This window comes from Lentzea aerocolonigenes (assembly GCF_000974445.1).
Classification (GTDB): domain Bacteria; phylum Actinomycetota; class Actinomycetes; order Mycobacteriales; family Pseudonocardiaceae; genus Lentzea; species Lentzea aerocolonigenes.
In genome coordinates this window covers 218,441-242,017 of sequence record NZ_BBOJ01000021.1, presented here as the reverse complement: position 1 = coordinate 242,017, position 23,577 = coordinate 218,441, and the positions used below count along the sequence as shown (strand labels likewise).

Sequence of the window (23,577 nt, the reverse complement as noted above, 5' to 3'; positions counted from 1 at the left end):
CGGTGTTGATCCGGCAGTAGGAGCCAGGATGAGGTTGTCCAGATCAGTGGTGCCGGTGGTCGCGCTGCTGGTGGCGGCGTGCGGCTCGCCCGCAGAGCCGCGAGTTCAGGCCGATCAGGGGGCGCTCGTGGGCGTCACCATGCCCACCACCTCGTCGGAGCGCTGGAACCACGACGGCCAGAACATCAAGCGCGACCTGGAGAAGCAGGGACACCGGGTCGACCTGCGGTACGCCGAGAACGACGTGCCCAAGCAGGCCAAGCAGATCGAGGACCAGATCGCCGCCGGCGCGAAGCTGCTGATCATCGCTTCGGTGGACGGGTCCGCGCTGTCGCAGCCGCTTCAGAAGGCCGCGGACGCCAGGATTCCGGTGATCGCCTACGACCGGTTGTTGCGCGGTAGCCCCTACGTCGACTTCTACGCCACGTTCGAGAACTTCCGGGTCGGTGTGTACCAGGCCGAGTCGCTGCTGACCGGGCTGGGACTGCGTTCCGCCGACGGGCAGCCGATCGCGGCCAAGGGACCGTTCAACATCGAGCTGTTCGCCGGTTCGCCGGACGACAACAACGCCACGTTCTTCTTCAACGGCGCCATGTCCGTGCTCAAGCCGTACCTCGACGACGGCACGTTGGTGGTGCGCAGCGGTCAGACGGAATTCCAGGCCGTGACGACGCTGCGGTGGGACGGCGAGACCGCCCGCAAACGCATGGAGGAGATCCTCGCCTCGTCGTACCGCCGCAACAAGGTGAACGGCGTGCTCTCGCCGTACGACGGCATCTCTCTCGGCATCCTCTCCGCGCTGAACAAGAACGGCTACGGGCCCGTCTTCCCGATCGTGACCGGCCAGGACGCCGAACTCGCCTCCGTGAAGTCCATCATCGCCGACGAGCAGTACTCGACGATCTACAAGGACACCCGCGAGCTGGCCACCGTCACGGCGCTGATGGCCGACGCCGTGCTCAAGGGGCGGACGCCGCCGCAGCTCAACAACCTCAACGACTACGACAACGGCGTCAAGGTCGTGCCGGCGTTCCTGCTGAACCCCGTGAGCGTCAACAAGTCCAACTACCACAAGGTTCTGGTGGAGTCCGGGTACTACACGGACGACCAGCTCCGCTGAACCTGCGCACAACTGCGTATGGCGGCGGTGCGGGCCCACGTGCGCTCATCTTGGTGGCACGAAGGACGTGCCGGCTGATCGAGCAAGCGGGGGAGTCAACGGATGAACGGACGTCACAGACGTCGTGTGGTGGCAGGACTGCTGGTGCTGCTGACCGTCCAGGTCGGACTGGTGAGTCCGGCCTCGGCGGCGGTGCCCGGCCTGGAGATCGCGCCGCCAGCCACGAGCGCCTCGAACTCCGCGGAGTTCAAGTCCGCCACGGCCTCCTGCCCGGCGGGCAAGGTCGTGGTGGGGACCGGCGCGCGGATCAACGGTGGCGGCGGCGATGTCGTGCTCGACGAAGTCGTGCCGCGCGAGGGCAGTGTTTTCGTCGGTGCGTACGAAGACGAGGACGGCACGACCGCGAACTGGAGCGTGACGGCGTTCGCGGTGTGCGCCAACCGGCCGTCCGGTTACATCATCACCAACGCCATCTCCACCACCGCGGTGCGGTTCGAGACGGAGCTCAGCGCGACCTGCCCGACAGGGCGGCGGGCGCTCGGCGGTGGTGCGCAGATCACCGGCGGGCTCGGGGAGGTGAGCATCGACGACGTGTTCCCCGGCGAGACTTCCAGCCACACCAAGGGGTTCGCCGACCAGACCGGGAACGCCGGAGCCTGGTCGATCACGGCGTTCGCGATCTGCGCGTCCGACCCCGGCGGGCTGCAGGTCGTGTTTCCGCAGAACTCGTCGGTGCCCGGTTCGCCGACCTCGTCGTTCGAGTTCCAGCAGTGCCCGGCGGGCAAACGGCTGATCTCCACCGGGTGGGACTTCATCAACTCGCTCGGCCAGGTGCTGATCACCGGTTCGGTGCCCAACACCAACGCCACCCTCGTGACGGCGCACGAGTACGACGACGGGTACAACGCCGACTGGCGGGCCACCACGATCGCGGTCTGCGCGTTCGCCTGACGGTCACCGCTGCCGGTGGATCGCGGCGATGAGGCTGGCCCGGTTCACGACGCCGAGCTTCGCGTAGATGCTCTGCAGGTGTTTGCCGGCGGTGCGGGGACTGATGCCGAGGCTGCCGGCGATCTCGCGGTCGGTGAGACCGGCGGCCAGGTGTTCGACCACGTCGCGTTCCCGTGCGGTGAGGTCGTCGAGCAGTGGTCGTGCCCTGGCCAGGCCTTCGTCGTGCCTGGTCAGGGTGCGCAGTGCCGCGGTGAGCCTGCCGACCCGGTCGCGCTGGCGTTCCGCGTGAGCGAGGTGGCGGGAGAAGAGGTCGGCCAGTGACCGGTCACGGGCCCGCACGCCACGCCGTCCGCGGTGGAACGCCAGCGCGGTGGAGTGCGACCGGCCCGTGACGACGACGCTGAAGAGCTGCTCGGCGATGCGGGCCGGTCTCTGGAAGTCCTGGTACAGCCGGAGCCGGGAGAGCTGGTGCCGGTCCGCCAGGTCGCTCAGGGCGACCGAGGTGTTCCTGGCGATCAGCCCCGCCTGGTAGGCGTGCAACACCGGGTGCTCGCGGACGACCTGGGCGAACTCCGGGCGCCGCCCGATGTCGCCGCCGAACGGCTCGTCGGCGAGGATCGTCACCTGCTCGGTGGCGGGGTCGAGCCGCACGTAGCAGGCCGAGTCGCACCCGACCAGCGACGCGACACCGGCGAGAACCTGTTGTGGCAGAACGGTTGACGTGGTGTTCTCGTGCACCGCGTGGACGAGGTCGAGCACCCGCCGCAGGTCCTTCGCCGCGATTTCCCGCATCGGACGTTTCCTTTCCGTCGCAGGAAAGGTGCGGCGTGCGGGCGCTGGGATACCAACGTCCGCACACCGGTCAGCGTTGCAGGGTCAGCACTCCCGGCTTGTAGGGCGGAAGGCCGTGGTCGATGTCGTCGAGCGGTCAGACCGCCGAGATCGTCCAGTGGTTGTTGGTGCTCCCGTTGGGGGTCCACAGGATCACCGTGGAGCCGGAGGTCGTGTTGCCCGCGCCGTCGAGCGCGGTGCCGGTACCGCGGTTGATGATCTGGTAGCGGCCGTTGCCGAGGTGGTTGAGGCGCCACTGCTGGTTGAGGCTGCCGTTCCACGCGGTCTGCACCGCGTTGGCGCCGTTGGCCGTCGCGCCCGCGCTGTCGGCCACCAGGCCGTTGGTGCGGTTCACGAGGCGGTAGTAGCCGCCGCCGACGTCGACCAGCTGCCACTGGAGGTTCGGGCTGCCGTCCCACGTCCACTGCTTGACGACCGACCCCGCCGCGACGCTGCCGCCGCCGTCGAGCGCGAGGTTGCTGGTCACGTTGCTGATCCTGGCCCAGCCGGTGGGCAGCGGTGCCGCGCCCAACGCGGGGATCTGGCCGGAGAACGTCAGTTTCACGACGTACGCGGAGGCGGTGAACGGTGCGCTGGAGGACGGCATGGCGATGTGCAGGCCCGAGCTGTCCTGGGTGCGGTTCGGCAGGTTCGTGTACGTGCCCGCGGTGGATCCGAGCAGCTGCACCGAGGTCAGCGTGCCGAGGTTGATCCGCGAGGAGGACAGCGTGGTGATGTTCAGGGTGCTGCCGGGCCAGCCGAGCACGGTGGCGTAGAGGGCGTTGCCGGCCTTGTTGCGGGTGAAGCGGATGTCGGTGTTGGTGCCGGCGCGCGGTGTGGTGAAGGAGCCGCCGCCCATCTTGGTGGGTCCCTCGCCGTACGCGGCCCACGCGCGGGTGCCGTAGACCGACTCACCGAAGCGCCTGAGGTAGTCGCCCATGCCCAGCAGGATCGTGCGCTGTTCGGCGGGGATCGTGCCGTCCGCCATCGGCGCGATGTTGAGGACCATGTTGCCGTTCTTGCTCACGCGGTCGATCAGCGAGTGCAGCATGGCGTTGAGCGAGTAGTAACCGATGCCGACGGTGTAGCACCAGCTGGAGCTGGAGATGCTGTCGTCGGTCAGCCAGAACGGGTTCTGGATGTCGGCGGGGCCGCCGCGCTCGAAGTCGAAGACCTCGCCCCTGTTGTTGAAGCCGTCCTTGTAGGTGGCGACGACTTCCTTGTCCCACGCCACGGCCTTGTTGTAGTAGTACGCGAGGAACTTGAGCCGTTGCGCTTCGTCCACAGCGGACAGGTTGAAGTCCTGCCACAGGATGTCGGGCTGGAAGTTGTCGATCACTTCCTTGAGCTTGTCGTACCAGAGCTGGTTCTCCGCGGCCGTGCCGAGCTGCCCGTAGAGCTTCTTCAACGTGTTGGTGGACTGCGTGGGCACGTGGTCGTAGAAGCCCGTGAAGTTGTACGCGTGGTGCATCGCCACCATCAGCTTCATGCCCTTGGCCCGGATCGCGTCGGCGTGCAGCCGCACGAGGTCCAGCCGGGGGCCGCGCGCCGCGGAGTTCCACTCGTTGACGGTGCTGTTCCACATCGAGTACCCGTCGTGGTGCTCGGCGACCGGCCCCGCGAACTTCGCACCGGCGTCGGCGAACAGCTGTGCCCACTCGACGGGGTCGAAGTTGCCGCCCGCGGACTTGAGCTTCGGCGCGAACTGGTGGAAGTTGCCGTTCTTGTCCCGCGCTCCGTCGATGAAGTTGTGGTACGGCCAGGCGGCCGGGTCACCGAACACGCTCTTGTGGTGGGTGTTCGCCGCCTGCCCGTCGATGTGCATGTTGCGCGGGTACCACTCGTTGTCGTACGCCGGGACGCTGAAGACACCCCAGTGGAAGTAGATGCCGAACTTCGCGTCCTGGAACCACTCCGGTGCCGGCGGGTGCTGGTCGACCGACGCCCAGGTCGGCGAGTAGCTCGTCGGCCCGGGAATCACGGCGCCGGCCGGGGCGGAACGCAGCACGTCGAACGTGCCGGACAGGGCTGTTGCCGCTCCGGCCGCTCCTAACGCGGTGAGGAACTTTCGACGGTTGTGAGGAGCTGGTGACATGACGGTTCCTCCCGATCGGCGCGGTAGCCGTAACACGCGAGACATCTGACGTTAGGGGGAGGAAACATGAACCGTCAACGGCAGCGTCTCTACAGGCTCCGCGGTTCGGGTCGATCGGATGACCGCGCTGTGGGCAGGTGTCCGCTCGGTAAACTTCTTTTACTACAACGGTTATCGCTGGTCTTGCCCTCGCGGTGACACGGCAGGACATCGTTGTCGTTGATCGACTGCGTCCGCGGGCCGGAGGTGGTGAGGGCGAAGATTGATCCGATGTATCAGGAGTTCGAGAGGATCGCGCGCAGCCAGGCCTCCGAGGTGTTGACGTGCACCATGGCGGTGGACTGCGCGAGCAGCTGGTCGCGCGCGAGCAGGGCCCGGTAGATCGCCTCGTGCTCGGCGAGCGTGATGTGCGAGGCGTTGGCCTCGATGAGACCGCGCCACACCCGCGCCCGGACGGTCCGGGTGGAAAGCCCTTCCAGCAGGGAGGCGAGCGTCTCGTTGCCGGTCGCGGTGACGACGGTCCGGTGGAACGCCATGTCGTACCGGATCAGCAGCTCGGCGTCGTCCTGGGCGGCCCGCATGTCCTCGAGGTTCTTGCCGAGGGCGTCGAGGTCCTCCGCCGACATGCGGATCGCCGCCAGTCCGGTCGCCATCGGCTCCAGCAGGCGGCGAACCTCCATGACCTCCAGCAGGGTGTCGTCGCGCAGCAGTTCCACCGCGAGGCCGACCCCTTCGAGCAGCAGGCCCGGCCCGAGGCTGGTGACGTACGTGCCGTCCCCGCGGCGCACGTCGAGCACGCGTGCCGCCTCCAGGACCTTGACCGCTTCGCGCACGCCGCTGCGGGACAACCCGATCTGGGCGGCCAGCTGGGGTTCGGGTGGCAGACGCGCACCGGGAGGCAACTCGCCGGACCGGATCATGGCCCGGATCTTCGTGATCGCCTCGTCGGTCAGTGCCATGCCAGCCCTTCGCCGCGTCTGCGCAGGGAATCCTAGCGCCGCCGCCTGATGGTGATCTCTGGAGCGAGCGGCCGGATTCGGTCTGTCGGGAGGGGTGCGGGCCTGGTGTCGTCGGTTGGTAGGCGGCTGGGTTTGGTCTGTCGGGAAGGGGCGGGCCTGGCGCCGCCGGGTGGTGACAGCGACGGCGAGCAGCCGGACTCGGTCCGCGGGGAGGAGCGCGGGACGCCGTTGACCTACGGCAACGAGAGGCCCTACCTCAAGGACCTGTTGATCTGCCGGCCGGAGTTCGCGCGCCCGAGTTGCTGGAGGCGCTGCGGCAGGCCGTGGTGTGAGATCGACACCACCGCCTCGAGAGCGGGGGAACGCTCACCGACCAGGCGAACGTTCCCCCGGCGCGGGCTAGAGGCGGTCCCCCACCGCGTCGACGAACCCGGCCGCGTCCTGCGGCTCGTCCTTCGTGCCGAGGTACACGTAGGTCTCCTTGTCGAACACCATCACGTTCGGCTTGGCCCACGACGCCGAGCCCGCCGGCAACGGCCAGGTGATCCCGATGCCGGGACGGCCGGACGAGACGTTCTGCACCACCGTCAGGCCCGGGACCTGGGTCGCCGCCTCGAACAGTGCGGCCCGCTGCGGCCCTGGCAGGTACGACTGGGCGAACATGGACTGCACGTCCTTGCCGTACGAGTTGACGGGTCGGTTCTTGTCGTTGCCCTGCAAGAACTCCAGCATGCCGTCGGCCGTGGTGGGCAGGTCGTCCCGGTACGCGCGGGACGGCGTGCACGGCTCGAAGTCGCCCGTCGGCTTGTCGAACTTGTCGTACACCTTCTTGCGGCCGCCGACGCAGCCGGGCAAGGTGGTCGGCGCCTCGTTCTTGCCGCTGCCGACCCGGCCGTCGCGGGTGCCGTCGACGGAGAACCAGGCTTCCCAGTCGCCGTCGCGCACGTAGTAGAACTGGTCTGGCCGGGGCACCACGTCGGGCTTCGAACGGGCTGTCGCCGCGGCGTGGTTCAGCAGCTGCACGGCCGTGTCCACCGGGGTCGTGGTGGTGGGTGGTGCGGCCTCGGGGTAGGGCGCGTGCTGCGTGGTGGACGGCAGCACCATCGCCACGCCGGTCACCGTTGCCGCCACGGCGATCGTGGCGATGGCGATGATTCCGGCGCGGCTGCGTCCACGCGGCTTCATGCCCGCCACGAGCTGTGCGCGGGCGGACGCGAGCTGGTCCGCGGACTTGAGGGGGGTGTCGTCCAGTTCCCGGACGAGCTGAAGGTCATCCATTGTTGAGCAGCTCCTCGACCTCGCTGTGGTTGTTGGTTCCCAACGCTTCCCGGACCTTCCGGCGCGCGCGGTTCAGCCGGGACCGCACCGTGCCCACCGGAATCGTCAGCGCCTCCGCGACCTCGAGATAGCTGAGCTGCTCCCACGCGACCAGCAGCAGCACGTCCCTGTCCTCGGCGGACAACGCCGCCAGCGCGCCGGTCAGGATCGACCGCATGGCCTGCGCGGTGACGTCCGCGGCCACGCGGTCGGCGTGGTCGTCGACGGGCGGCCCCGCGGACGGCGGGCGGTGCCGGCGCACCTCCTCCCGCCGGTGCTGACCGACCAGGTTGGTGGCGATGCCGTACAACCACGGCCGGGCGTCCTGGCGGGAGGAGTCGTAGCGGTCGCGCTTCGTGAACGCCGCGAGGAACGTCTCGGCGAGCAGGTCGTCGGCGACCTGCTGACCGAGGCGCCGGGCGAGGTAGCGCTGGATGTGGGGCGCGTGCCGGTCGAAGATCACGGCGAACTTCTCCGGCACGCGCAGCGACGCCTCGATGAGCTCCGCGTCGGTTGCTGTCATGGTGGCCTTTCGAGCGAAGGGTCTTCGCCCTGTTATCAGCAGAACGCCCCGATCGGGTTCACGGCAGCGCGCCCAACAGCCGATTCAAGATCCGTCCTGGTTTTGTTTTGGACGCCGGTGCGACCGTTCGCCCCACATTTCTACGTGGTTCGGAAAGGGTGTTCGTGAGAACTGGAGCCAGAGTGGCGAGGATCAGCCTCGCCGTCGCCACCGCCTCGGTGGTCCTGTCCAGCCCGGCCACGGCCGACGTGGCGGTCGACGTGCCGGCCACTGCGACCGCCGTCGCGGTCATCACGCAGGACCCGCACGAGAACGACGCACCGTTGACCCACGCCCAGCGCATGGCACTGGCGGCGGCGTCCGACCGCGCCGGGGCGTACCCGGCTGACCTCTCGGTCCCGTACGTCGCCGGCGGCAAGGTCGTCGCCACAGCCACGGCCACTGCGTCGGCCGAGTCGGTCAGAGTGGGACGTGAGCCGTACAACGTGCCCACGTCGGAGCCGGACCTGGGCTCGGACGACGGCACGATCGAAGGGCCTCCGGTGGTGAAGGAGCCGGTCGAGCCGAACCCGGTCGAAGAGTCGGGTGCCGCCGCTCTGTCCGTGCAGGCCACCACCGCCATCTCACCGAACTTCACCACCGTGAAGTACAGCGCCGCGCAGCTGGAGGCGGCGCGGGACGAGGTGCTGACGCTGAACGACCTGCCCGGTGCCGCGTCCCTGGTGTCGGCCTACGTCGACGCACCGAACAACCGCGTGCTGGTCGAGTCGTCGACCGCGTCCCTCGAACTGCGGCAGGCACTGGCGGCGAGGTACGGCTCGGACCGCGTGGCGCTGTACCACCAGCCTGACCTGGTCCGGCCGGTGAAGAAGGAGCGCCACTGGGACGACAGCCCGTTCGCGGGTGGGTCCGAGATCGACAGCGGCAACTGCACCAAGGCGTTCGGCTGGGTGCACCAGGGCAAGTCGTACATCCTCACTGCGGGCCACTGCACGTCGATGAACGCGACCATCTCGTCCAACGCCGGCTCGGTGGGCAAGGTCACCGCGGACAACTACAACAACAAGACGGGTTCGGTGAAGTGGAACGGCCAGTCCTACTACTCGGGTGACCTGGCGACCATCAAGATGCCCGCAGGCAAGGCGTCCTCGACCCTGATCTACAAGGGCGGCCCCGGCTCCAACAGCTTCCGCACCGTCACCGCAAAGTGGGGGCCGTCCGGCCTCAGCGACCGCTACTGCGTCGGCGGCCAGATCACCGGCGAGATGTGCGGGTTCAAGGTGATGGCCACCAACGTCACCGCGAAGTACGGCGACAACGAGATCGTCAAGGGCGTGCACAGGTCGCATCGCAACGGCAAGTGCACGCGGGGCGGTGACTCGGGTGCCCCGATCTACACCATCCGCAGCGACGGCAGCATCGCCGCCAAGGGTGTTCTGAGCGGTGGCAGCAGCAACACCAGCGGCAGCTGCCGCGACTACTTCACCGACACCTACCTGGCGGAGAAGGCGCTCGCGGGCGTGCTCCGCGTGAAGGCGCCGAAGTAGTCCAGCACGCCGGATCACCGTCGGATGTGACGCCCGTCACGCGATGTCACGTTCGTTCTCCCGACGCCCGTCTCGTGGTCGTCATCTGATCTGGAGAAGGGACAACGGCCGTGCACAGGATCGTGATTCTCGGTGCGGGATATGCGGGCGTCATGTCGGCGGTGATCACGGCGGCGCGCACCAAGCGCCGCGACGACGTGCGGATCACTCTCGTCAACGCGACGGAGAGGTTCACCGAGCGGCTGCGGCTGCACCAGACCGCGTCCGGGCAGGAGGTCGCCGACCTCCGCATCCCGGAGCTGCTGAAGGACACCGGTGTGGAGTTCGTGCGCGGCTGGGTCACCGGCATCGACGCCGCCGCGCACACCGTTCGCGTCGACGACGAGCAGGTGCTGGAGTACGACACGCTGGTCTACGCGTTGGGCGGGGTTGCCGACACCGCAGCGGTTCCCGGCGCCGACGACCACGCCTACACCCTGAACAGCAGGCAGGAAGCGGAGTTGTTGGCGCGGCGGCTCGCTGACGCAGGCACCCGCACGGTCGCGGTGTGCGGCAGCGGGCTGACCGGTGTGGAGGCGGCGGCCGAGATCGCCGAGCAGCATCCGGAACTGGGGGTGGTGCTGCTCGGCAGGCAGGAACCCGGCGCGACGCTGGGCGCCAAGGCCAAGGCGTACCTCGACGCCTCGCTGGAACGGCTGGGCGTGGAGGTGCGCAGCGGTGCCGAGATCGGCAAGGTGCTGCCGGACTCCGTCGAGCTGGTGGGCGGCGAAAGCGTTGCTGCGGACGTGGTGTTGTGGACGAGCGGGGTGCGGGTGTCACCGCTCGCGGCCGCGGCCGGGCTGGAGGTCGACGGGAACGGGCGCATCGTCACCGACGCCGCGCTGCGGTCGGTGTCGCACCCGGAGATCTACGCCGTCGGCGACGCGGCCCTGATCCGGCAGGGCTACGGCGTCCTGCACGGCACCTGCCAGAGCGGCATGCCCACCGGCGTGCACGCCGCGGAGTCGATCGTGCGGGAACTGCACGGCAAGCAGCCCAAGCCGTTCCGGTTCGGCTACTACCACACGCCGGTCAGCCTGGGCCGCCACGACGCCGTGGTGCAGTTCACCAGGCCGGACAGCAGCCCCAGGTCGTTTCTGCTCACCGGTCGCAGGGCCGTCTGGTACAAGGAGACGGTGACTTCCTCGCCGTGGCCCACGTACCGCCGGCTGATGAGCGTGCCCGGCATGGGCTCGGTCTGGCCGCGCGGTGGCCGGTTCAACCGATGAACGACGTCTTCGGCGAGTACCGCAACCTGCTCTTCTCGGTGGCGTACCGCATTCTCGGCACCGCGGCCGACGCGGAGGACGCGGTGCAGGACGCCTGGGTGAAGTGGTCCTCTTCGGACAGGTCCCAGGTGGCCGACCCCAAGGCGTACCTGGTGCGGATCGTGTCGAACGTGGCGATGGACCGGCTGCGTTCGGCCCAGGTCCGGAGGGAGACCTACGTCGGTCCGTGGCTGCCGGAGCCGATCCTGACGAACACCGCGGATGCGTCCACTGTGGACCTTTCGGACACGGTGTCGATGGCGGTGCTCGTGGTGCTGGAGACGTTGAGTCCTCTCGAACGCGCGGTGTTCGTGTTGAAGGAGGCGTTCGGCTTCAGCTACGGCGAGATCGCCGACGCCGTCGAACGGTCGGAGGCCTCGGTGCGGCAGGCGGCGCACCGGGCCCGCGAGCACGTGCAGGCCCGGCGCCCCCGTTTCCACACCGACCGCACCCGGCAGCGCGAGGTGACCGAACGGTTCTTCGCGGCCGCGACCGGCGGTGACATCAACACCCTGATGCAGCTGCTCGCGCCGGACGTGACACTGTGGACGGACGGCGGCGGCAAGGTGCGCCAGGCGATGCGTCCCGTCGTCGGCGCGGACAAGGTGGCCACCTGGTTCGCGGCCATCGCCACGCGGCCCTACCAGGGCGTCGAGATCGCGGACATGAGCGCTGAACTGGTCGAGCTCAACGGCGGCGTGGGCGTGGTGTTCGCCGGCGCCGGACGGGTGATCGCCACGCTCACGCTCGACCTCGACGACACCGGCCGGATCGTCGCCCTCCACAACGTCGCCAACCCCGACAAGCTCGGCGCCGTCACCGGCCGGGTCGTCCGCGAGATCTGACCGCACTCGCGCGTTCGGCCGGTGAGCCGTCCAGACCACCCCGCGGGACCCGGACGGCTCCGGCGTCTAGCACCTGACGTCCACGGCGTCGATGTCGTTCTCCAGATCACCGTAGAAGCTGCCCTGGTACCCGACCGGCACCCAGCCCTTCTTCACCCAGCCCCTGCCGTTCTCCCACCGCCACACCTCGACCAGGCCGCTGCCGCGGTTGCGGATCGAGGAGATGCGGTTGTCGAGCCGCGGGACGTTCACTTCGAGGTTGTACCAGCCGCAACCAGGCGCGTTCCACAACCAGTCACGGCCCTCGGTGCGGTCGTAGTAGCAGGAGTACCCGGCCGCGCACTCCCAGGCCGCGGCGGACAGGTCCGTGCCGAGCTTCTCGAGCTCGACGCCGTTGTGGTCGTCGGCGGCCGCTCCGGCGGGAGCGGTGACCAGGGCGGCCGCAACGGCCGCCCACATCGCGAGCTTCGCGAGCACGGTTCCCTCCGCGTCAGTTGTCGAAGTACAGCAGGGCACCGGGGCACTGGTACGGGCAGTGGAGCTCCGCCCGGTAGTTCCCGGCCGGCAACCCGCTGATCCACCAGTCGTGCTGGACTCCTCGCTTCTTGTTGTCGCGCCTGACCTCCGGGTCGCCCGGTCCATCCATGTACCGGATGAGGACGAACGAGTTGACCGGCTCTGGCTGACCGGGTTCCCACGGCGCTCCCCAGGGGACGCCCGTGGTGGCGATGTGGACGGCGGCGCCGGCCGGGACCCAGAGCGGCGCGGTCACACAGGACCACTGCACCACCCGGCACGACCTGTCAGCCAGCACGGAAGGTCCTCCGGTCTGCGCTGCGGCCGGTTGTCCGGCGAGCAGCGTCGATGCCAGCGCGGCCGCGACCGCGCCGACGGCCCCGAACTTGATTCTTCCCATGCAACAGCCCCCTTTGTCTGATGCCTCGTGCCGCTGTCCGCGACTACGCCATCACCGTGAACGCGGTCGGTTTCACTGCGGTTTCATCGCCGCGGTGCCACCGTCGTCGTGGGGGAGGCCCTCATGAAGACGGAGTTCGGTGTGCTCGGCCCGCTCCGCGTCGCGGTGGAAGGGAAAGACGTCGATCTGGACCAGCCGATGCTGCGCCGTCTGCTGGCCGTGCTGCTCTGCGACGCCAACTCGCCGGTGTCCGCCGAAGCGCTCGCCGAGGCGCTCTGGGAGTCCAGTCCGCCCGCGTCCGCACGGAAAACGCTTCAGCTGTACGTGCATCGGCTGCGGAAGAAACTCGGTGACCCGGCTCGGATCGTGCACGGGCCCGCGGGCTACCGGCTCGTCGTGCGACCGGGGGAGTGCGACGCCGACGAGATGCGGCAGCTGGTCGCCGACGCCCACGCGACCGTCGATCCGGGGCGGCGTGCCGGGGTGCTGCGCAAGGCGCTGGCGTTGTGGCGCGGTGTTCCGCTGGCCGAGTTCGCCGACGTGCCGGCCGTGCTGGCCGTGGCGGAGGCGCTGACCGACCGGTGGCTCGCGGTGCTGGCCGAGCGGGTCGACGTCGACCTGGAGCTCGGCCGGCACGACGATCTCGTGGCGGAACTGACCGAGGTGGTGGCGCGGTACCCGTTGCACGAACGGTTCCGGGCCCAGCTGATGCTGGCGCTGTACCGCTGCGGCAGGCAGGCGGACGCGCTCGCGACCTACCACCAGACGAGGGAGGTGCTGCGCGACGAGCTGGGCGTTGATCCGTCCGACGCGCTGCACACGCGGTACCAGGAGGTGCTGCGTGCCGATCCGGTGCTGGACCTCCCGGTGCGGCCGCGCCGTCCCCGGCCGGCGCAGCTGCCCGCCCCGCCCCGCGACTTCAGCGGGCGCACCGAGGAGCTCGGTGTGCTGGACGACGCGGTGGCCGGCGCCGGTCTGGTGACGATTTCGGCGATCGCGGGTGCCGGCGGTGTCGGCAAGACCGCGCTGGCACTGCAGTGGGCGCACCTGCGGCGGGCGGACTTCCCCGACGGCCAGCTCTACGCCGACCTGCGCGGAGCGGCCACCACGGAGCCGGTCGACGCGGCGCACGCGCTCGGCGAGTTCCTGCGTGCACTGGGTGTTCGAGCCGAACACGTCCCGCAGGACCTCGACAGCGCCGCCGCGCTCTACCGGTCGCTGGTCGCCGACCGCCGGATGCTCGTGCTGCTGGACAACGCGCACAACGCGGACCAGGTGCGGCCGCTGCTGCCCGGCACGTCCACGACGGTCACGCTGGTGACCTCGCGCAGCCGTCTCGGCGGTCTGGTCGCGATCAACGGTGCGCGCCGCCTGCTGCTCACGCCGCTGCACCCGTACGAGTCCCTCGAACTGCTCGTGGCGCTGCTCGGCGGCCGGCGAATCGCCGCCGAACCGGACGCCGCGGCCGCTCTCGCCGAGGCCTGCGGTCACCTGCCGCTGGCACTGCGGATCGCCGCCGCGAACCTGCTGGACCAGCCCCGCCGCCGCCTCACCGACTTCGTCTCGGACGTGACTCGCAACCGGTTGAACGCTCTCGCGGTCGACGACGACGACCAGGCCGCCGTGCGCTCGGTGTTCGGGCTGTCGTACGAGCGCCTCGAACCCGTGGCGCGCAGGGTGTTCCGGTGCCTCGGCCTCGTGCCGGACCTCGACGCCACCCCCGAGATCGCCGCCGCACTGGCCGCGATCGACGCCGGGCGCGGCAGCCGGCTGTTGGAAGTGCTGCACGACGCTCATCTGCTGGACAGCCGTACTCCCGGCCGTTACGTGTTCCACGACCTGATCGGGTTGTACGCCAACGAACGCGCGCGGACGGAGGAGGATCCGCAATGCCGCGAGGCGGCGCTCGACCGGCTGTGCACGTGGTACGTCGGCAAGCTGGCCGCGGCGGACCGGTTGCTCCTGCCCTACCGCCCTGCCCTCGTCGAGGCCGACCCGGCGGCGCCGTTCGGCACGGCGCTGGACGCACTGGCGTGGCTGGACGGCGAGAAGTCCAACCTGGTGGCGCTGGTCCACCACGCGGTGTCCACGGGAAGACACGTGGAGGCGTGGCAGATCCCGTTCCTGCTGGGCGGCTACTTCGAGCACCGCGGCACCTGGGCGCTCGGGGCGTCCCTGCAGCGGTACGCGGTCGACGCCGTGATGAAGCTCGACGCCGCCCACCTCGAGGTCCCGGCCAGAGTGCAGTTCTCGATCGCGCTCGTGCACGTCGGACGCGTCGACGAGGCCGTGCGGGAGCAGCAACGGTGTCTCGCGATCGCCAGGGAGTCCGGGAACGCGCAACGGGAAGCGGCGATCCAGAACAACCTCGGCTGGATGTACAACGAGCTGGGCGACACCGTCCGCGCCGTGGCCTCGTACGAGGCCGCGCTGGAACTGTTCACAGCGGCCGACGACCGCGGCTACCTGGCCATCACGCTGCAGAACCTCGGCGACGCGAAGTCGTTGCTCGGTGACTTCGCCGGCGGGGTCGCGGATCTCGAACGGTCACTGGCGATCGCGCGAGAGGACGATCTCGTCGGCCAGCAGGGTGACTCCCTGGTGTCGCTCGGCCAGGTGCACGCGCGGGCCGACCGGCACCACGACGCGGTCCGGTACTTCCGCTCCGCGCTGGCACCCGTCGAAGAGGCCGACAACAAGGTGACCCTGGCCCTCACGCACCGCGAACTCGGCCAGAGCCTTCGCGTTCTCGGAGACGCTGCCGCCGCGGCCGACGAGTTCGCCGTCGCCGCGCGGCTCTACCGCGACACGGACGACCTGCACCTCGCCGTCGCCGCCCATCTCGACGTCGCCGGAGTTCGCGCCGAGACGGGCGATCTCGACGCGGCACGGCGCGCGTTCGACACGGCGAGGCAGCTGCACCTCCGCGCGCCCGACCCGGTCAACTCCCGCAGGCTCGACGAGATGGCGGAGCGGCTGGCCTGAGCGCTCCACAGTGGACGTTCGTGGAGTACTGTCGGCGTGCGAGGAACGACGGCAGTCGAAGGCGGCGAACGGTGATCGAGTCGGACGGCAGCACCGGCCAGGACGTGGCGCGGATCGCGGAGCGTCTCAAGGAACGCATCTACGCGGAGCTGGCGGTCATCGCGGTCACGCTCGGCCTAGCGCTGGCCGGGTCGAGCACCCACCTCTCGGCCGCCCTGTCCGTGCTCGGCGCGTCCTTCGGCCTGTGGCTCGCGACGATCGCGGCGGAGGTGCAGGGGTACCGGTTCGCCTACGGGCACAGGATGAACGGCGTGGAGCTGCGGCACATGCTCGTCGTCACCAGTCCGTTGATGACCGCGGCGATCGGTCCGCTGGTCCTGGTGCTCTTCTCCGCGCTCGGGGCCTTCTCGCTCACCGCCGCGCTGTACGGGTCGGTCGCCGTGGACACCCTGACGATGTTCGTGTGGGGCTACACCGCGGGCCGGCGGATGAAGGCGAGCGTGCTCATGTCGGTCCTCAGTGGACTCGTGAACCTGGTGATCGGCGGGATCGTCATCGTGGTCAAGGTGGCCGGCGGTCACTGACGCGACCGCCGGCCCGGTCCTTCACACCGCGCAGTGCAGCGGTCCGCCGTTGAAGGCGATGGCCTCCGCCAGTGCGACGGTGATGTTGATGTCGGTGCCGTCGGCGTCGGCGTAGGCCCGGTGCAGGTTCAGCACCAGGCGTTCGGCGTCGGGCAGGTCCGCGAACTCGCCGAGACCGGTCTCCTGCGCGGCCTGCAGCGGCGTCCAGCCCTTTTCTCGCCCCACGACAGCGGTGTCGCGGACGAACTCGTAGTACCGCCGGTGTGCGGCCAGCACGTCCGCGAACGCCGCGCGGGTCACCAGCGGTCCGTGGCCGGGCACGACCGTGTCCGCGTCGAAGCCCGCCAGCCAGTCCAGCGAGCGCAGCGCCCCGTCGAGGGAGCCCATCGCGATCATCGGCGTGACCTGGTGGAAGATCAGGTCGCCGGTGAACAGCACGCGCTGCTCCGGCAGCCAGGCCACCGCGTCCCCGACGGTGTGCGCGCTGTGACCGGGATGCCGCACCTCCACCGGGGTCCTGCCCGCGTGGAGCGTGATCTCGTCGCGGAACGAGACGGTGGGCGGGCGGACGGCCTCGACACCCCAGTCGGGCGTGGGAGACCACGCGGGCGGGGTGTTGGCCAGGATGAAGTCCTGCAGGATGCCCTGGCGGGTGAGCTCGTGCGCGACGATCACGGTCTCGTCCGGCAGCAGCGCGTTGCCGTAGACGTGGTCGCCGTGCAGGTGCGTGTTCACCGCGAGCCTGATCGGCGCGTCGCCGGTGGCTTCGGCGAGCGCGTCCAGGAAGAGCCGGGTGCGGCGGGCCGTCGCGCAGGTGTCGATGACGACGACCTCGCCGTCCGCGTGCACCGCGCCGGCGTTGTTGATCCACCAGGTGCCGTCCGGCTGGATCCAGGCGTGGACGCCGGGAGCGACCTCCCGCAGTTCTGGCTGAGCAGTCATGACGGGCAACCTACTCGTGCGGAATCCGGAGCACGGTGCCACGTCCGGACACGTGGAGGGTGCCGTCGGGTGCGACGGCGAGCCCGGTGAACGCGCGTGGGCATCCCGGCATGCCGTGGGTGAACAACGCGCGGACCGTTCTAGGAGGACTGAGAGGGAGATCGCCGGCCTCGGTCCTGATCTCACCGGTCACCAGGTCGATCGCCAGCACTCGACGCCGGCCCGCCTCCACGACGAGCAGCTCGTCACCCCGGACGGCGATGCCTTGTGGTGCGGCAAGACCTTCGGCGATCGGCTGCCCGTCGCCGATCCGGTGCACGACGCCCTGCTCGTCACTGACGTAGCACCGCCCGTGAGCGTCGAACGCCACATCCACCGGCTCGGAGAACCCGTTCGCCACCACGGTGATCGCGTCGTCCGCGTTGATCGCGATGATCCGTCCCGCACCCGTCTCCGCGACCACGAGGGCACCGTCGTCGCGCACCGCGATGCCGAGCGGGCAGCGCAAACCCTTGGCGCGCACCCTTCGTCCCGTGCGCACCTCGCCGTACTGCGAGGTCGTGTGCAATTCGTCCTGGCCGGCGGCGACGCCGTGCGTGGAGCTGAGGGTGCGCTCTCCAGCCACGCGGTAGTGATCCGCCGCGTGGAGGGTGCCGGTGCGGTCGACCGCGAGACCGTACGGCCCGACGAGGCTCTGCGGCACGATCTGGCGGAGCCTGCCGTCCGGGTGGAGCTCCGCGATGCCGCCGCTCGCGAAACTGGAGACGTACACGCGGTTGTCCTCGTCGACCGCGGCGTTGTCGAGGCCGAAGATCCCGGTCGTGATCACCTGCCGCCGTCCGTCGGGGGAGATGCGCGTGATGTCGCCCTCGGGGCCGGAGGAAAGGATCAGCAGAGCGCCTTCGCGGTCGAAACGAACCGCCACCGGCAGGTGCACGCCGTCGGCGACGAGCTCCGGGGTGCCGCCGTCCGGCGAGATCCGGTGGACCTCGCCGGTGAGCACGTGCGGGTAGTGGAGGTGGCCGTCCGGGCCGAGCTGCATCGCGTTGGCCATCGGCAGGTCGCCGGTGAGCACGACGGGCTCACCGCCGCCGGGGAACAGTTCGAGCAGCCGCCCGCCGGGGCGCATCTCGTTGACGAACAACCGGTCTCCCACGCAGGTGATGCCGTTCGGCACCTTCACCTCGTCGCTGACCAGCGTGAGCTCGCCGAGCGGGTCGCGGCGCCAGACCCGGCCGGGCACGAGGTCGGTGATGTACATCGACCCGTCCTCAGCGAACGCGATGTCGTCCGGTGACTGGACGACGTCGCCCGCAGGCACGACCACCTCGACCTCGGCCGTGGAGAGGTCGACGGCGCTGATGCGCCCACCGAGGAAGTCGGCGACGTGCAGGCGCCCGTCCGGGCCGAACGCGATGCCGTTCGTGCCGTGGAAGGGATTCATCCGGGCATCACCATCACGTCGTCCATGCTGTTGTGCCGCCAGTCCCGGAGCAGGGCGTGGAACGCGGTGGCACCCTTGGCGAAACTCCGGCGCGGGTGGGGCTTGCCCTCGTTGTTGTAGTAGCCGGGAGTGCATTCCAGGTAGAACCGGTGGAGCTCCTCCGCGTTCTCGCCGAGCGCCGACACCCAGGCGTCCACCGCCTCCTCGCTCGGCTCGACCCACCGGGCGCCGCGCTTGCCCGCCTCCGCCACGACCGCCGCGATGTGGCTCGCCTGCTCGTCGAGGACGTGCGCGAAGTTCACCGACGACGCGTTCTGGAACGCCCCCATGGTGAACAGGTTCGGGAAACCGTTGCTGTAGAAGCCGTGGAGCGTCCGCGGCCCTCGGCTCCAGTGCTGCAACAGGTGGGTGCCGCCGCGGCCGTGCACCGGCAGCCGGCCGGTGATCATGTCCGACATGGCCACCTGGAAACCGGTGGCGAAGATGATGCAGTCCACCTCGTACTCGCGGTCGCCTACCACGATCGCGTTCTCCGTGACGCGCTCGACGCCGCCGTGGTCGGCCGTGTCGACGAGGGTGACGTTGGGGCGGTTGAAGGTCTGGAGGTACTCGTCGCTGAACGTCGGCCGCTTGCAGGCGTACCGGTACCAGGGCTTGAGCAGCTCGGCGGTCTCCGGGTCCTGCACGATCTCGTCGACGCGGGCGCGGATCTGGTTCATCTTCCGGAAGTCGAGGAGCTCCTCGGCGCGCTCGCGTTCCTCCGGCGTGAGCGAGCCGCGGTCCTGGCCCGCGGTCATCTTCCGCAACAGCCGGGCGCTGCCGGTCCACGCGTCCGCGACCAGGTCCTCGCCGGTCTCGTCGCCGCTGACGATGCCGAGGAAGTTCTCCATCCTCTCGCGCTGCCACCCCGGCCGCAGTGACGCCGCCCACTCGTCGTCGGTCGGCCTGTTGTCCCGGTAGTCCACAGTGGACGGGGTGCGCTGGAAGACGTGCAGCTGCCGGGCGTCGCGGCCGAGGTGGGGCACGACCTGGATCGCGGTCGCGCCGGTGCCGATCAGGGCGACGCGCTTGTCGGCGAGTCCGCTGAGGTTCCCGTTCGCGTCACCGCCGGTGTAGCCGTAGTCCCAGCGGCTCGTGTGGAAGGTGTGTCCGCGGAACGTGTCGATGCCGGGGATTCCGGGGAGCTTCGGCCGGTCCAGGGTGCCGTTGGACATCACCACGTACCGCGCCCGCATCCGGTCGCCGCGGTCGGTGGACACGATCCACCCGGCCGCGTCCTCGTCCCAGCGCAGGCCGGTGACCGCGGTCTGGAAGCACGCGTCGCGGTAGAGGTCGAAGTGCTCGCCGATGGCACGGGCGTGCCGCCGGATGTCCTCGCCTGGCGCGTACTTCCACGCGGGGACGTGCCCGAGCTCGTCCAGCAACGGCATGTAGACGTACGACTCGATGTCGCAGTGGATTCCCGGATAGCGGTTCCAGTACCAGGTGCCGCCGAAGTCGCCGCCCTTCTCCACCACCCGGATCGAGCCGACTCCCGCCTGCCGCAGCCGTGCTGCGGCGAGCAGCCCGCCGAGGCCGCCGCCGATGACGACGGCCTCCACCTCGTCGTGCAGTGGTTCACGGGTGAAGTGCGGATCGGCGTGCGGGTCGTCGGCGTAGAAGCCGAACTCGCCGCTGACGTCGCGGTACTGCGCGGAGCCGTCGGGACGGACGCGGCGGTCGCGTTCGGCCCGGTACCTGGCGCGGAGCTCGTGCGGATCGAAGCCGAGGTCCTCGGAAAGCACAGGAAAACCTTTCGCTGTACGGGGTTTCTCAGACCGCGGACCAGCCGTTGTCGACCGGGAGGACGACACCGTTGATGTTCGAGGCGGCGTCGGAGGCGAGGAAGACGATGGCGTTGGCCTGCTCCTCCGCCTGCGAAACCCGGCCGATGTTCTGCATGTACCTGCCGAAGACCTGGGGGCCGTGCGCGGCGGGATCCATGTTCAGGGCGATGCCCGTGGCCACGCCGCCCGGTGCGATGGCGTTCGCGCGGATGCCGGACTCCCGGTACATGACCGCCACCGAGCGCGTCAGTCCGATGAGGCCGGTCTTCGAAATCGTATACGCGAGGCCGGCAGCACTGCCGCGCAGGCCAGCCTCCGACGCGGTGTAGACGATGGCGCCCTTGCCCTTGGCGAGCATGTGCGGCAACGCGGCACGGGTGAGCTTGAACGGCGCGGTGAGGTTGACGCCGAGGACGCGTTCCCACTCCGCGTCGGTGACGTCGGCCGCCGCGCTCATCGAGTCGGTGATCCCGGCGTTGCACACCAGCACGTCCAGGCCGCCGAACTGCTCCACCGCCGTCGCGACCACCTCGTCGACCACGGCGGACTCGGTCAGGTCACCCGCCACGACGACCGCGGTGCCGCCGGCCGAGGTGATCTCCTCGGTGACCGCCTTGGCCGCCTCGGCGTTGACGTCGGCGACCACCACCTTCGCGCCGAGCTGCGCGAACTGGAGAGCCGCGGCCCTCCCGATTCCGGATCCGCCGCCGGTCACGACGACGCTGCTGCCGTTCAGATCGCTGTTCATGCCCCCACCATAGCCACTTATTGGCACTCAGTGCCACTATGTCGCTGAAGGCCAAGAAGTAGGATGTCCGGACGGAGGTGACATGCCCGACCAGCAGACCCGCACTTCAGAGCGGACCGGACGACCGCCGCTGACCGAACGGCGCAAGGCGGAGACCCGCCTCGAGGTGGCACGCGCGGCCGTCCGCCTCTTCCTGGCCAAGGGAGTCGCGGGCACGTCCGCCGAGGAGATCGCGGCCGAGGCGGGCATCTCCGTGCGCACGCTGTGGCGCTACTTCCCGAGCAAGGAGAGCTGCGTCATGCCGCTGCTGACCGGCGGGATCGAGCACACGGCCGAGTGCCTGCGTGCGTGGCGCCGCGACCAGGGCGTCTCGGACCTGCTCGCCATGCTCACGTCCGGCCGCATCGGATCCCCCGGCGAGGTGGTGGCGATGATGAACCTGGTCCGGCTGGCCAGGACCGATCCGGGCCTGCGCGCGGTCTGGCTGGAGGCACACCGGGAGGCGGAGCCCGCGTTCGCCGAGGCGCTCGCGCACCGCGCGGGTCTGGCCGAGCCCGACCTGGTCACCGCGATCCAGGCAGCGATGATCAACAGTGCGTTGCGGGTGACCGTGGAGCACCACGCGTTCAACACCGAGACGCCGGAGTCCCTGGCGGCGGCGACGGCGGAAGCTCTCGTGATCGCGGCGCAGGGGCTTCCGACGTAGCGCGCGTCGCGGTGGCTCTCCTCACAGTGCGCCGGAGTAGAGCACGCAGGCCCGCGCGCTGTCGCCGGCGAACCCGTCCAGCGGCAGGCCGAACGCGCCGCGGGCCGAAGCGGGTGGCAGTGCGGGAGGACGGGCGGCGAACGGGTAGAGTCCACTGAGGACGGACACGGCGTCGGCGGGCCCGACTTCGGACGACAGCAGGGACAGCACCGCCTCCGGCAGGTCGTCGAGCGAGGCGGACTGCCACTCGTGGACCGCGGTGAGGTCGCCGTCGCGGACGAACATCCACGCGCCGCCCTGGTCGTCGGTGCTCAGCAACAGGACGACCAGGTCCTTGCGGACGATGTCGCGGGGGAGTGCGAACAGCTGGACCGCCAGCTGACGGCGCGGTCCGCTGAAGCAGTACATGCCCCAGTGGTGCACGGCCTACAGCGCGATCACGAAGGCGCGGATCGACCGGTCCGCGGCGTAGGCACCGAGCGCGTGACCGAACGCGCCGCGTGGGGTGGGCGGGCACGGAACCAGGCCGTGCTCGACGAAGTCGCCGTGCTCGCTCAACGCCGCCCCGATGCCGTCACCGGCGTTCATCAGCAGCGACATGATCCGGATGGGCAACGCGCCGAGGCTCCCGCCGTGCCAGCTGGCGACCGGTCCGATGTCGTCACCGGCCCTGGCACGGGAGAAGACCCGGATGTCCGCCGCTCGCTCGCTCTCGACCAGCAGCGCGTACCAGGTGTGCTGGACAACGGTGCGGGGCAGCGCGTACACACTGCGTGTCACCGAGTCCGGCGTGCCCGCGAACGCGAAGCAGTTGATCTCGGTGACGGCCGGCGCCGTGCTCTCGCGCATGCGTGCGACTGTATGAGCTGCCCGGCTGCGCACCCAGTCGGTGAACGACCTGTGCGGTGAACTCCCGTCGGGGAAATCCCCTGCGGATACGCTGGGCGCATGTTCGACTTCGACCGGTTGCGTGCGCTCGTGGCAGTCGCCGACCACGGGTCGATGACCGGTGCCGCCGCGGCGCTGTGCCGCACCCAGCCGTCGATCTCGCGCCAGATCGCCGCGCTGGAAAGACAAGCGGGCGTGCCGCTGCTCGTGCGCTCCCCGACAGGCGCCTCACTGACTCCCGCGGGCGCGCTGCTCGTCGACCACACCCGCGGCGTCCTGGATCGCCTGCACCGCGCGGAACGCCAGCTCTCGGCGCTCGGCGGCGACGGCGGCTCGCTGACCATCGGTTCCTTCAGCAGCGCCAACACCACGTTGCTGCCACGGGCGTTCCACGACCACGTGACCCGGAATCCGCGCGCTGCCAAGCCGTTCGTGCCGCAGACAGATCCCGAACGCCACCTGGCCGACCTGCGTGCTGGCCGGCTCGACCTCGCGCTGGTGACGGAGTGGGACCTGCACGCGCAGGACCTCGACGGGATCGAGCTCGTCCCGCTCGTCGAGGACGAACTGCTGGTGGCGTTGCCGCGCGACCACCCGTTCGCGCGCGAACGACTGACGCTCGCGGACCTCAGCGACGACACGTGGATCGACGGCGCACACCCGGACTGCCTCGGGCCGCTCGACGGCTTCGTGTCGGCGGTGTCCGTGCACTGCGACGACTGGACGGGCAAACAGGGACTCGTCGCGTCCGGGGTGGGCGTGATGCTGTTCCCGTCGCTCGCGCTGCCGAGCGTGCGCCGTGATGTTGTGGTGCGTCGGCCGTGTGACGAGATTCCGCGCCGGCGCCTGTATCTCGCGTGTCCCGCGGGTGCGCGGCGGGTGCCTGCGGTGGCGTCGATGGTGGAGTCGGTGCGTGCGGCTGCGGCTTCGTTGCCCGATCGGGTTTCGGTTGGGGGCCGGGGTGGGTTTTCTGGCCGGAGGTACGAGCGGTGAGCCGACGGCGGTGGTGATCGCGGGCGTGGTCGCGGTGGCGCCTGGGGGGG

General features: G+C 69.9%; 22 protein-coding genes. 9 read left to right on the top strand and 13 right to left on the bottom strand.

All coding sequences use genetic code 11. The annotated features are described in order from the left end of the window. The first annotated feature begins 28 nt into the window (after positions 1 to 28). Together chvE and AOM45_RS35980 are read left to right on the top strand one after the other, a co-directional pair. Positions 29 to 1,120, top strand: coding sequence for a multiple monosaccharide ABC transporter substrate-binding protein (gene chvE, locus AOM45_RS35985; protein ID WP_030471112.1), 1,092 nt, complete (start codon positions 29 to 31; stop codon positions 1,118 to 1,120). Positions 1,121 to 1,222: 102 nt separating this feature from the next. Beyond that, the gene (locus AOM45_RS35980; RefSeq protein WP_156094184.1) at positions 1,223 to 2,071 is read left to right on the top strand and encodes a hypothetical protein; all 849 of its coding nucleotides are present in this window, start codon (positions 1,223 to 1,225) and stop codon (positions 2,069 to 2,071) included. A 3-nt stretch (positions 2,072 to 2,074) separates the two neighbouring features. Here the strand turns inward: AOM45_RS35980 and AOM45_RS50050 are convergent, their stop codons facing one another. From AOM45_RS50050 to AOM45_RS35955, 5 genes are all read right to left on the bottom strand, one after another. After that, positions 2,075 to 2,863, bottom strand: coding sequence for a helix-turn-helix transcriptional regulator (locus AOM45_RS50050; RefSeq protein WP_051784299.1), 789 nt, complete (start codon positions 2,861 to 2,863; stop codon positions 2,075 to 2,077). 136 nt (positions 2,864 to 2,999) lie between these two features. Beyond that, positions 3,000 to 4,997, bottom strand: coding sequence for an alpha-L-fucosidase (locus AOM45_RS35970; protein ID WP_030471115.1), 1,998 nt, complete (start codon positions 4,995 to 4,997; stop codon positions 3,000 to 3,002). Positions 4,998 to 5,272: 275 nt separating this feature from the next. Beyond that, positions 5,273 to 5,956 (bottom strand): FadR/GntR family transcriptional regulator, encoded by a 684-nt coding sequence (locus AOM45_RS35965; RefSeq protein WP_030471116.1) that lies wholly within the window; start codon positions 5,954 to 5,956, stop codon positions 5,273 to 5,275. A 399-nt stretch (positions 5,957 to 6,355) separates the two neighbouring features. Beyond that, positions 6,356 to 7,234 (bottom strand): CU044_5270 family protein, encoded by an 879-nt coding sequence (locus AOM45_RS35960; protein ID WP_030471117.1) that lies wholly within the window; start codon positions 7,232 to 7,234, stop codon positions 6,356 to 6,358. Beyond that, complete coding sequence (locus AOM45_RS35955; protein WP_030471118.1) at positions 7,227 to 7,796, bottom strand: RNA polymerase sigma factor; 570 nt, start codon at positions 7,794 to 7,796, stop codon at positions 7,227 to 7,229. The genes AOM45_RS35960 and AOM45_RS35955 overlap by 8 nt, the downstream gene beginning before the upstream one ends. Positions 7,797 to 7,978: 182 nt before the next feature. Between AOM45_RS35955 and AOM45_RS35950 the strand changes: the two genes are divergently transcribed. From AOM45_RS35950 to AOM45_RS35940, 3 genes are all read left to right on the top strand, one after another. Continuing rightward, positions 7,979 to 9,343, top strand: a complete 1,365-nt coding sequence (locus tag AOM45_RS35950; RefSeq protein ID WP_030471119.1) for a chymotrypsin family serine protease — start codon at positions 7,979 to 7,981, stop codon at positions 9,341 to 9,343. A 110-nt stretch (positions 9,344 to 9,453) separates the two neighbouring features. Further along, positions 9,454 to 10,611 carry an NAD(P)/FAD-dependent oxidoreductase gene (locus AOM45_RS35945; protein ID WP_174517951.1) on the top strand — a complete coding sequence of 386 codons (1,158 nt, stop codon included), beginning with the start codon at positions 9,454 to 9,456 and terminating at the stop codon, positions 10,609 to 10,611. Beyond that, complete coding sequence (locus tag AOM45_RS35940; protein WP_035912385.1) at positions 10,608 to 11,495, top strand: RNA polymerase sigma-70 factor; 888 nt, start codon at positions 10,608 to 10,610, stop codon at positions 11,493 to 11,495. The genes AOM45_RS35945 and AOM45_RS35940 overlap by 4 nt, the downstream gene beginning before the upstream one ends. A 66-nt stretch (positions 11,496 to 11,561) precedes the next feature. Here AOM45_RS35940 and AOM45_RS35935 read toward each other — a convergent pair whose 3' ends face one another. Both AOM45_RS35935 and AOM45_RS35930 read right to left on the bottom strand, forming a co-directional pair. Then, positions 11,562 to 11,972 carry a peptidase inhibitor family I36 protein gene (locus tag AOM45_RS35935; RefSeq protein ID WP_030471122.1) on the bottom strand — a complete coding sequence of 137 codons (411 nt, stop codon included), beginning with the start codon at positions 11,970 to 11,972 and terminating at the stop codon, positions 11,562 to 11,564. A 13-nt stretch (positions 11,973 to 11,985) separates the two neighbouring features. Beyond that, complete coding sequence (locus AOM45_RS35930; RefSeq protein WP_030471123.1) at positions 11,986 to 12,411, bottom strand: hypothetical protein; 426 nt, start codon at positions 12,409 to 12,411, stop codon at positions 11,986 to 11,988. Between the two features lie 123 nt (positions 12,412 to 12,534). Between AOM45_RS35930 and AOM45_RS35925 the strand changes: the two genes are divergently transcribed. Continuing rightward, positions 12,535 to 15,396, top strand: coding sequence for an AfsR/SARP family transcriptional regulator (locus AOM45_RS35925; RefSeq protein ID WP_051784300.1), 2,862 nt, complete (start codon positions 12,535 to 12,537; stop codon positions 15,394 to 15,396). 71 nt (positions 15,397 to 15,467) lie between these two features. After that, positions 15,468 to 15,980, top strand: coding sequence for a hypothetical protein (locus AOM45_RS35920; protein WP_030471125.1), 513 nt, complete (start codon positions 15,468 to 15,470; stop codon positions 15,978 to 15,980). 21 nt (positions 15,981 to 16,001) lie between these two features. Here AOM45_RS35920 and AOM45_RS35915 read toward each other — a convergent pair whose 3' ends face one another. The 4 genes from AOM45_RS35915 to AOM45_RS35900 are packed head-to-tail and all read right to left on the bottom strand — an operon-like array spanning position 16,002 to position 20,940. Further along, positions 16,002 to 16,922: an MBL fold metallo-hydrolase gene (locus AOM45_RS35915; RefSeq protein WP_030471126.1), complete on the bottom strand. Its 921-nt coding sequence runs from the start codon at positions 16,920 to 16,922 to the stop codon at positions 16,002 to 16,004. Positions 16,923 to 16,932: 10 nt separating this feature from the next. Further along, a complete protein-coding gene (locus AOM45_RS35910) occupies positions 16,933 to 18,366 on the bottom strand; it encodes an NHL repeat-containing protein (protein ID WP_030471127.1) in 1,434 nt (477 codons plus the stop codon). Next, positions 18,363 to 20,150 carry a flavin-containing monooxygenase gene (locus AOM45_RS35905; RefSeq protein ID WP_030471128.1) on the bottom strand — a complete coding sequence of 596 codons (1,788 nt, stop codon included), beginning with the start codon at positions 20,148 to 20,150 and terminating at the stop codon, positions 18,363 to 18,365. The genes AOM45_RS35910 and AOM45_RS35905 overlap by 4 nt, the downstream gene beginning before the upstream one ends. A 28-nt stretch (positions 20,151 to 20,178) precedes the next feature. After that, positions 20,179 to 20,940, bottom strand: a complete 762-nt coding sequence (locus AOM45_RS35900) for an SDR family NAD(P)-dependent oxidoreductase (protein ID WP_030471129.1) — start codon at positions 20,938 to 20,940, stop codon at positions 20,179 to 20,181. 82 nt (positions 20,941 to 21,022) lie between these two features. On the opposite strand from AOM45_RS35900, the gene AOM45_RS35895 reads away from it, so the two are divergent. After that, on the top strand, positions 21,023 to 21,646 hold the full coding sequence (locus tag AOM45_RS35895) for a TetR/AcrR family transcriptional regulator (protein WP_030471130.1): 624 nt from the start codon (positions 21,023 to 21,025) through the stop codon (positions 21,644 to 21,646). 21 nt (positions 21,647 to 21,667) lie between these two features. Here AOM45_RS35895 and AOM45_RS35890 read toward each other — a convergent pair whose 3' ends face one another. Together AOM45_RS35890 and AOM45_RS35885 are read right to left on the bottom strand one after the other, a co-directional pair. Further along, complete coding sequence (locus AOM45_RS35890; protein WP_156094185.1) at positions 21,668 to 22,054, bottom strand: hypothetical protein; 387 nt, start codon at positions 22,052 to 22,054, stop codon at positions 21,668 to 21,670. 18 nt (positions 22,055 to 22,072) lie between these two features. After that, on the bottom strand, positions 22,073 to 22,495 hold the full coding sequence (locus AOM45_RS35885) for a hypothetical protein (protein ID WP_030471132.1): 423 nt from the start codon (positions 22,493 to 22,495) through the stop codon (positions 22,073 to 22,075). Positions 22,496 to 22,594: 99 nt separating this feature from the next. On the opposite strand from AOM45_RS35885, the gene AOM45_RS35880 reads away from it, so the two are divergent. Continuing rightward, positions 22,595 to 23,527, top strand: a complete 933-nt coding sequence (locus AOM45_RS35880) for a LysR family transcriptional regulator (RefSeq protein ID WP_051784301.1) — start codon at positions 22,595 to 22,597, stop codon at positions 23,525 to 23,527. Positions 23,528 to 23,577 lie beyond the last annotated feature (50 nt).

What these genes read in the sequence shown, in the direction of transcription:
- AOM45_RS35965 (WP_030471116.1), bottom strand. Translation starts at nt 5,956, where the DNA reads ATGGCACTGACCGACGAGGCGATCACGAAGATCCGGGCCATGATCCGG.
- chvE (WP_030471112.1), top strand. Translation starts at nt 29, where the DNA reads ATGAGGTTGTCCAGATCAGTGGTGCCGGTGGTCGCGCTGCTGGTGGCG.
- AOM45_RS35880 (WP_051784301.1), top strand. Translation starts at nt 22,595, where the DNA reads ATGTTCGACTTCGACCGGTTGCGTGCGCTCGTGGCAGTCGCCGACCAC.
- AOM45_RS35885 (WP_030471132.1), bottom strand. Translation starts at nt 22,495, where the DNA reads ATGCGCGAGAGCACGGCGCCGGCCGTCACCGAGATCAACTGCTTCGCG.
- AOM45_RS35955 (WP_030471118.1), bottom strand. Translation starts at nt 7,796, where the DNA reads ATGACAGCAACCGACGCGGAGCTCATCGAGGCGTCGCTGCGCGTGCCG.
- AOM45_RS35895 (WP_030471130.1), top strand. Translation starts at nt 21,023, where the DNA reads ATGCCCGACCAGCAGACCCGCACTTCAGAGCGGACCGGACGACCGCCG.
- AOM45_RS35960 (WP_030471117.1), bottom strand. Translation starts at nt 7,234, where the DNA reads ATGGATGACCTTCAGCTCGTCCGGGAACTGGACGACACCCCCCTCAAG.
- AOM45_RS35910 (WP_030471127.1), bottom strand. Translation starts at nt 18,366, where the DNA reads ATGAATCCCTTCCACGGCACGAACGGCATCGCGTTCGGCCCGGACGGG.
- AOM45_RS35915 (WP_030471126.1), bottom strand. Translation starts at nt 16,922, where the DNA reads ATGACTGCTCAGCCAGAACTGCGGGAGGTCGCTCCCGGCGTCCACGCC.
- AOM45_RS35925 (WP_051784300.1), top strand. Translation starts at nt 12,535, where the DNA reads ATGAAGACGGAGTTCGGTGTGCTCGGCCCGCTCCGCGTCGCGGTGGAA.
- AOM45_RS35970 (WP_030471115.1), bottom strand. Translation starts at nt 4,997, where the DNA reads ATGTCACCAGCTCCTCACAACCGTCGAAAGTTCCTCACCGCGTTAGGA.
- AOM45_RS35900 (WP_030471129.1), bottom strand. Translation starts at nt 20,940, where the DNA reads ATGAACAGCGATCTGAACGGCAGCAGCGTCGTCGTGACCGGCGGCGGA.
- AOM45_RS35930 (WP_030471123.1), bottom strand. Translation starts at nt 12,411, where the DNA reads ATGGGAAGAATCAAGTTCGGGGCCGTCGGCGCGGTCGCGGCCGCGCTG.
- AOM45_RS35890 (WP_156094185.1), bottom strand. Translation starts at nt 22,054, where the DNA reads ATGTACTGCTTCAGCGGACCGCGCCGTCAGCTGGCGGTCCAGCTGTTC.
- AOM45_RS50050 (WP_051784299.1), bottom strand. Translation starts at nt 2,863, where the DNA reads ATGCGGGAAATCGCGGCGAAGGACCTGCGGCGGGTGCTCGACCTCGTC.
- AOM45_RS35940 (WP_035912385.1), top strand. Translation starts at nt 10,608, where the DNA reads ATGAACGACGTCTTCGGCGAGTACCGCAACCTGCTCTTCTCGGTGGCG.
- AOM45_RS35980 (WP_156094184.1), top strand. Translation starts at nt 1,223, where the DNA reads ATGAACGGACGTCACAGACGTCGTGTGGTGGCAGGACTGCTGGTGCTG.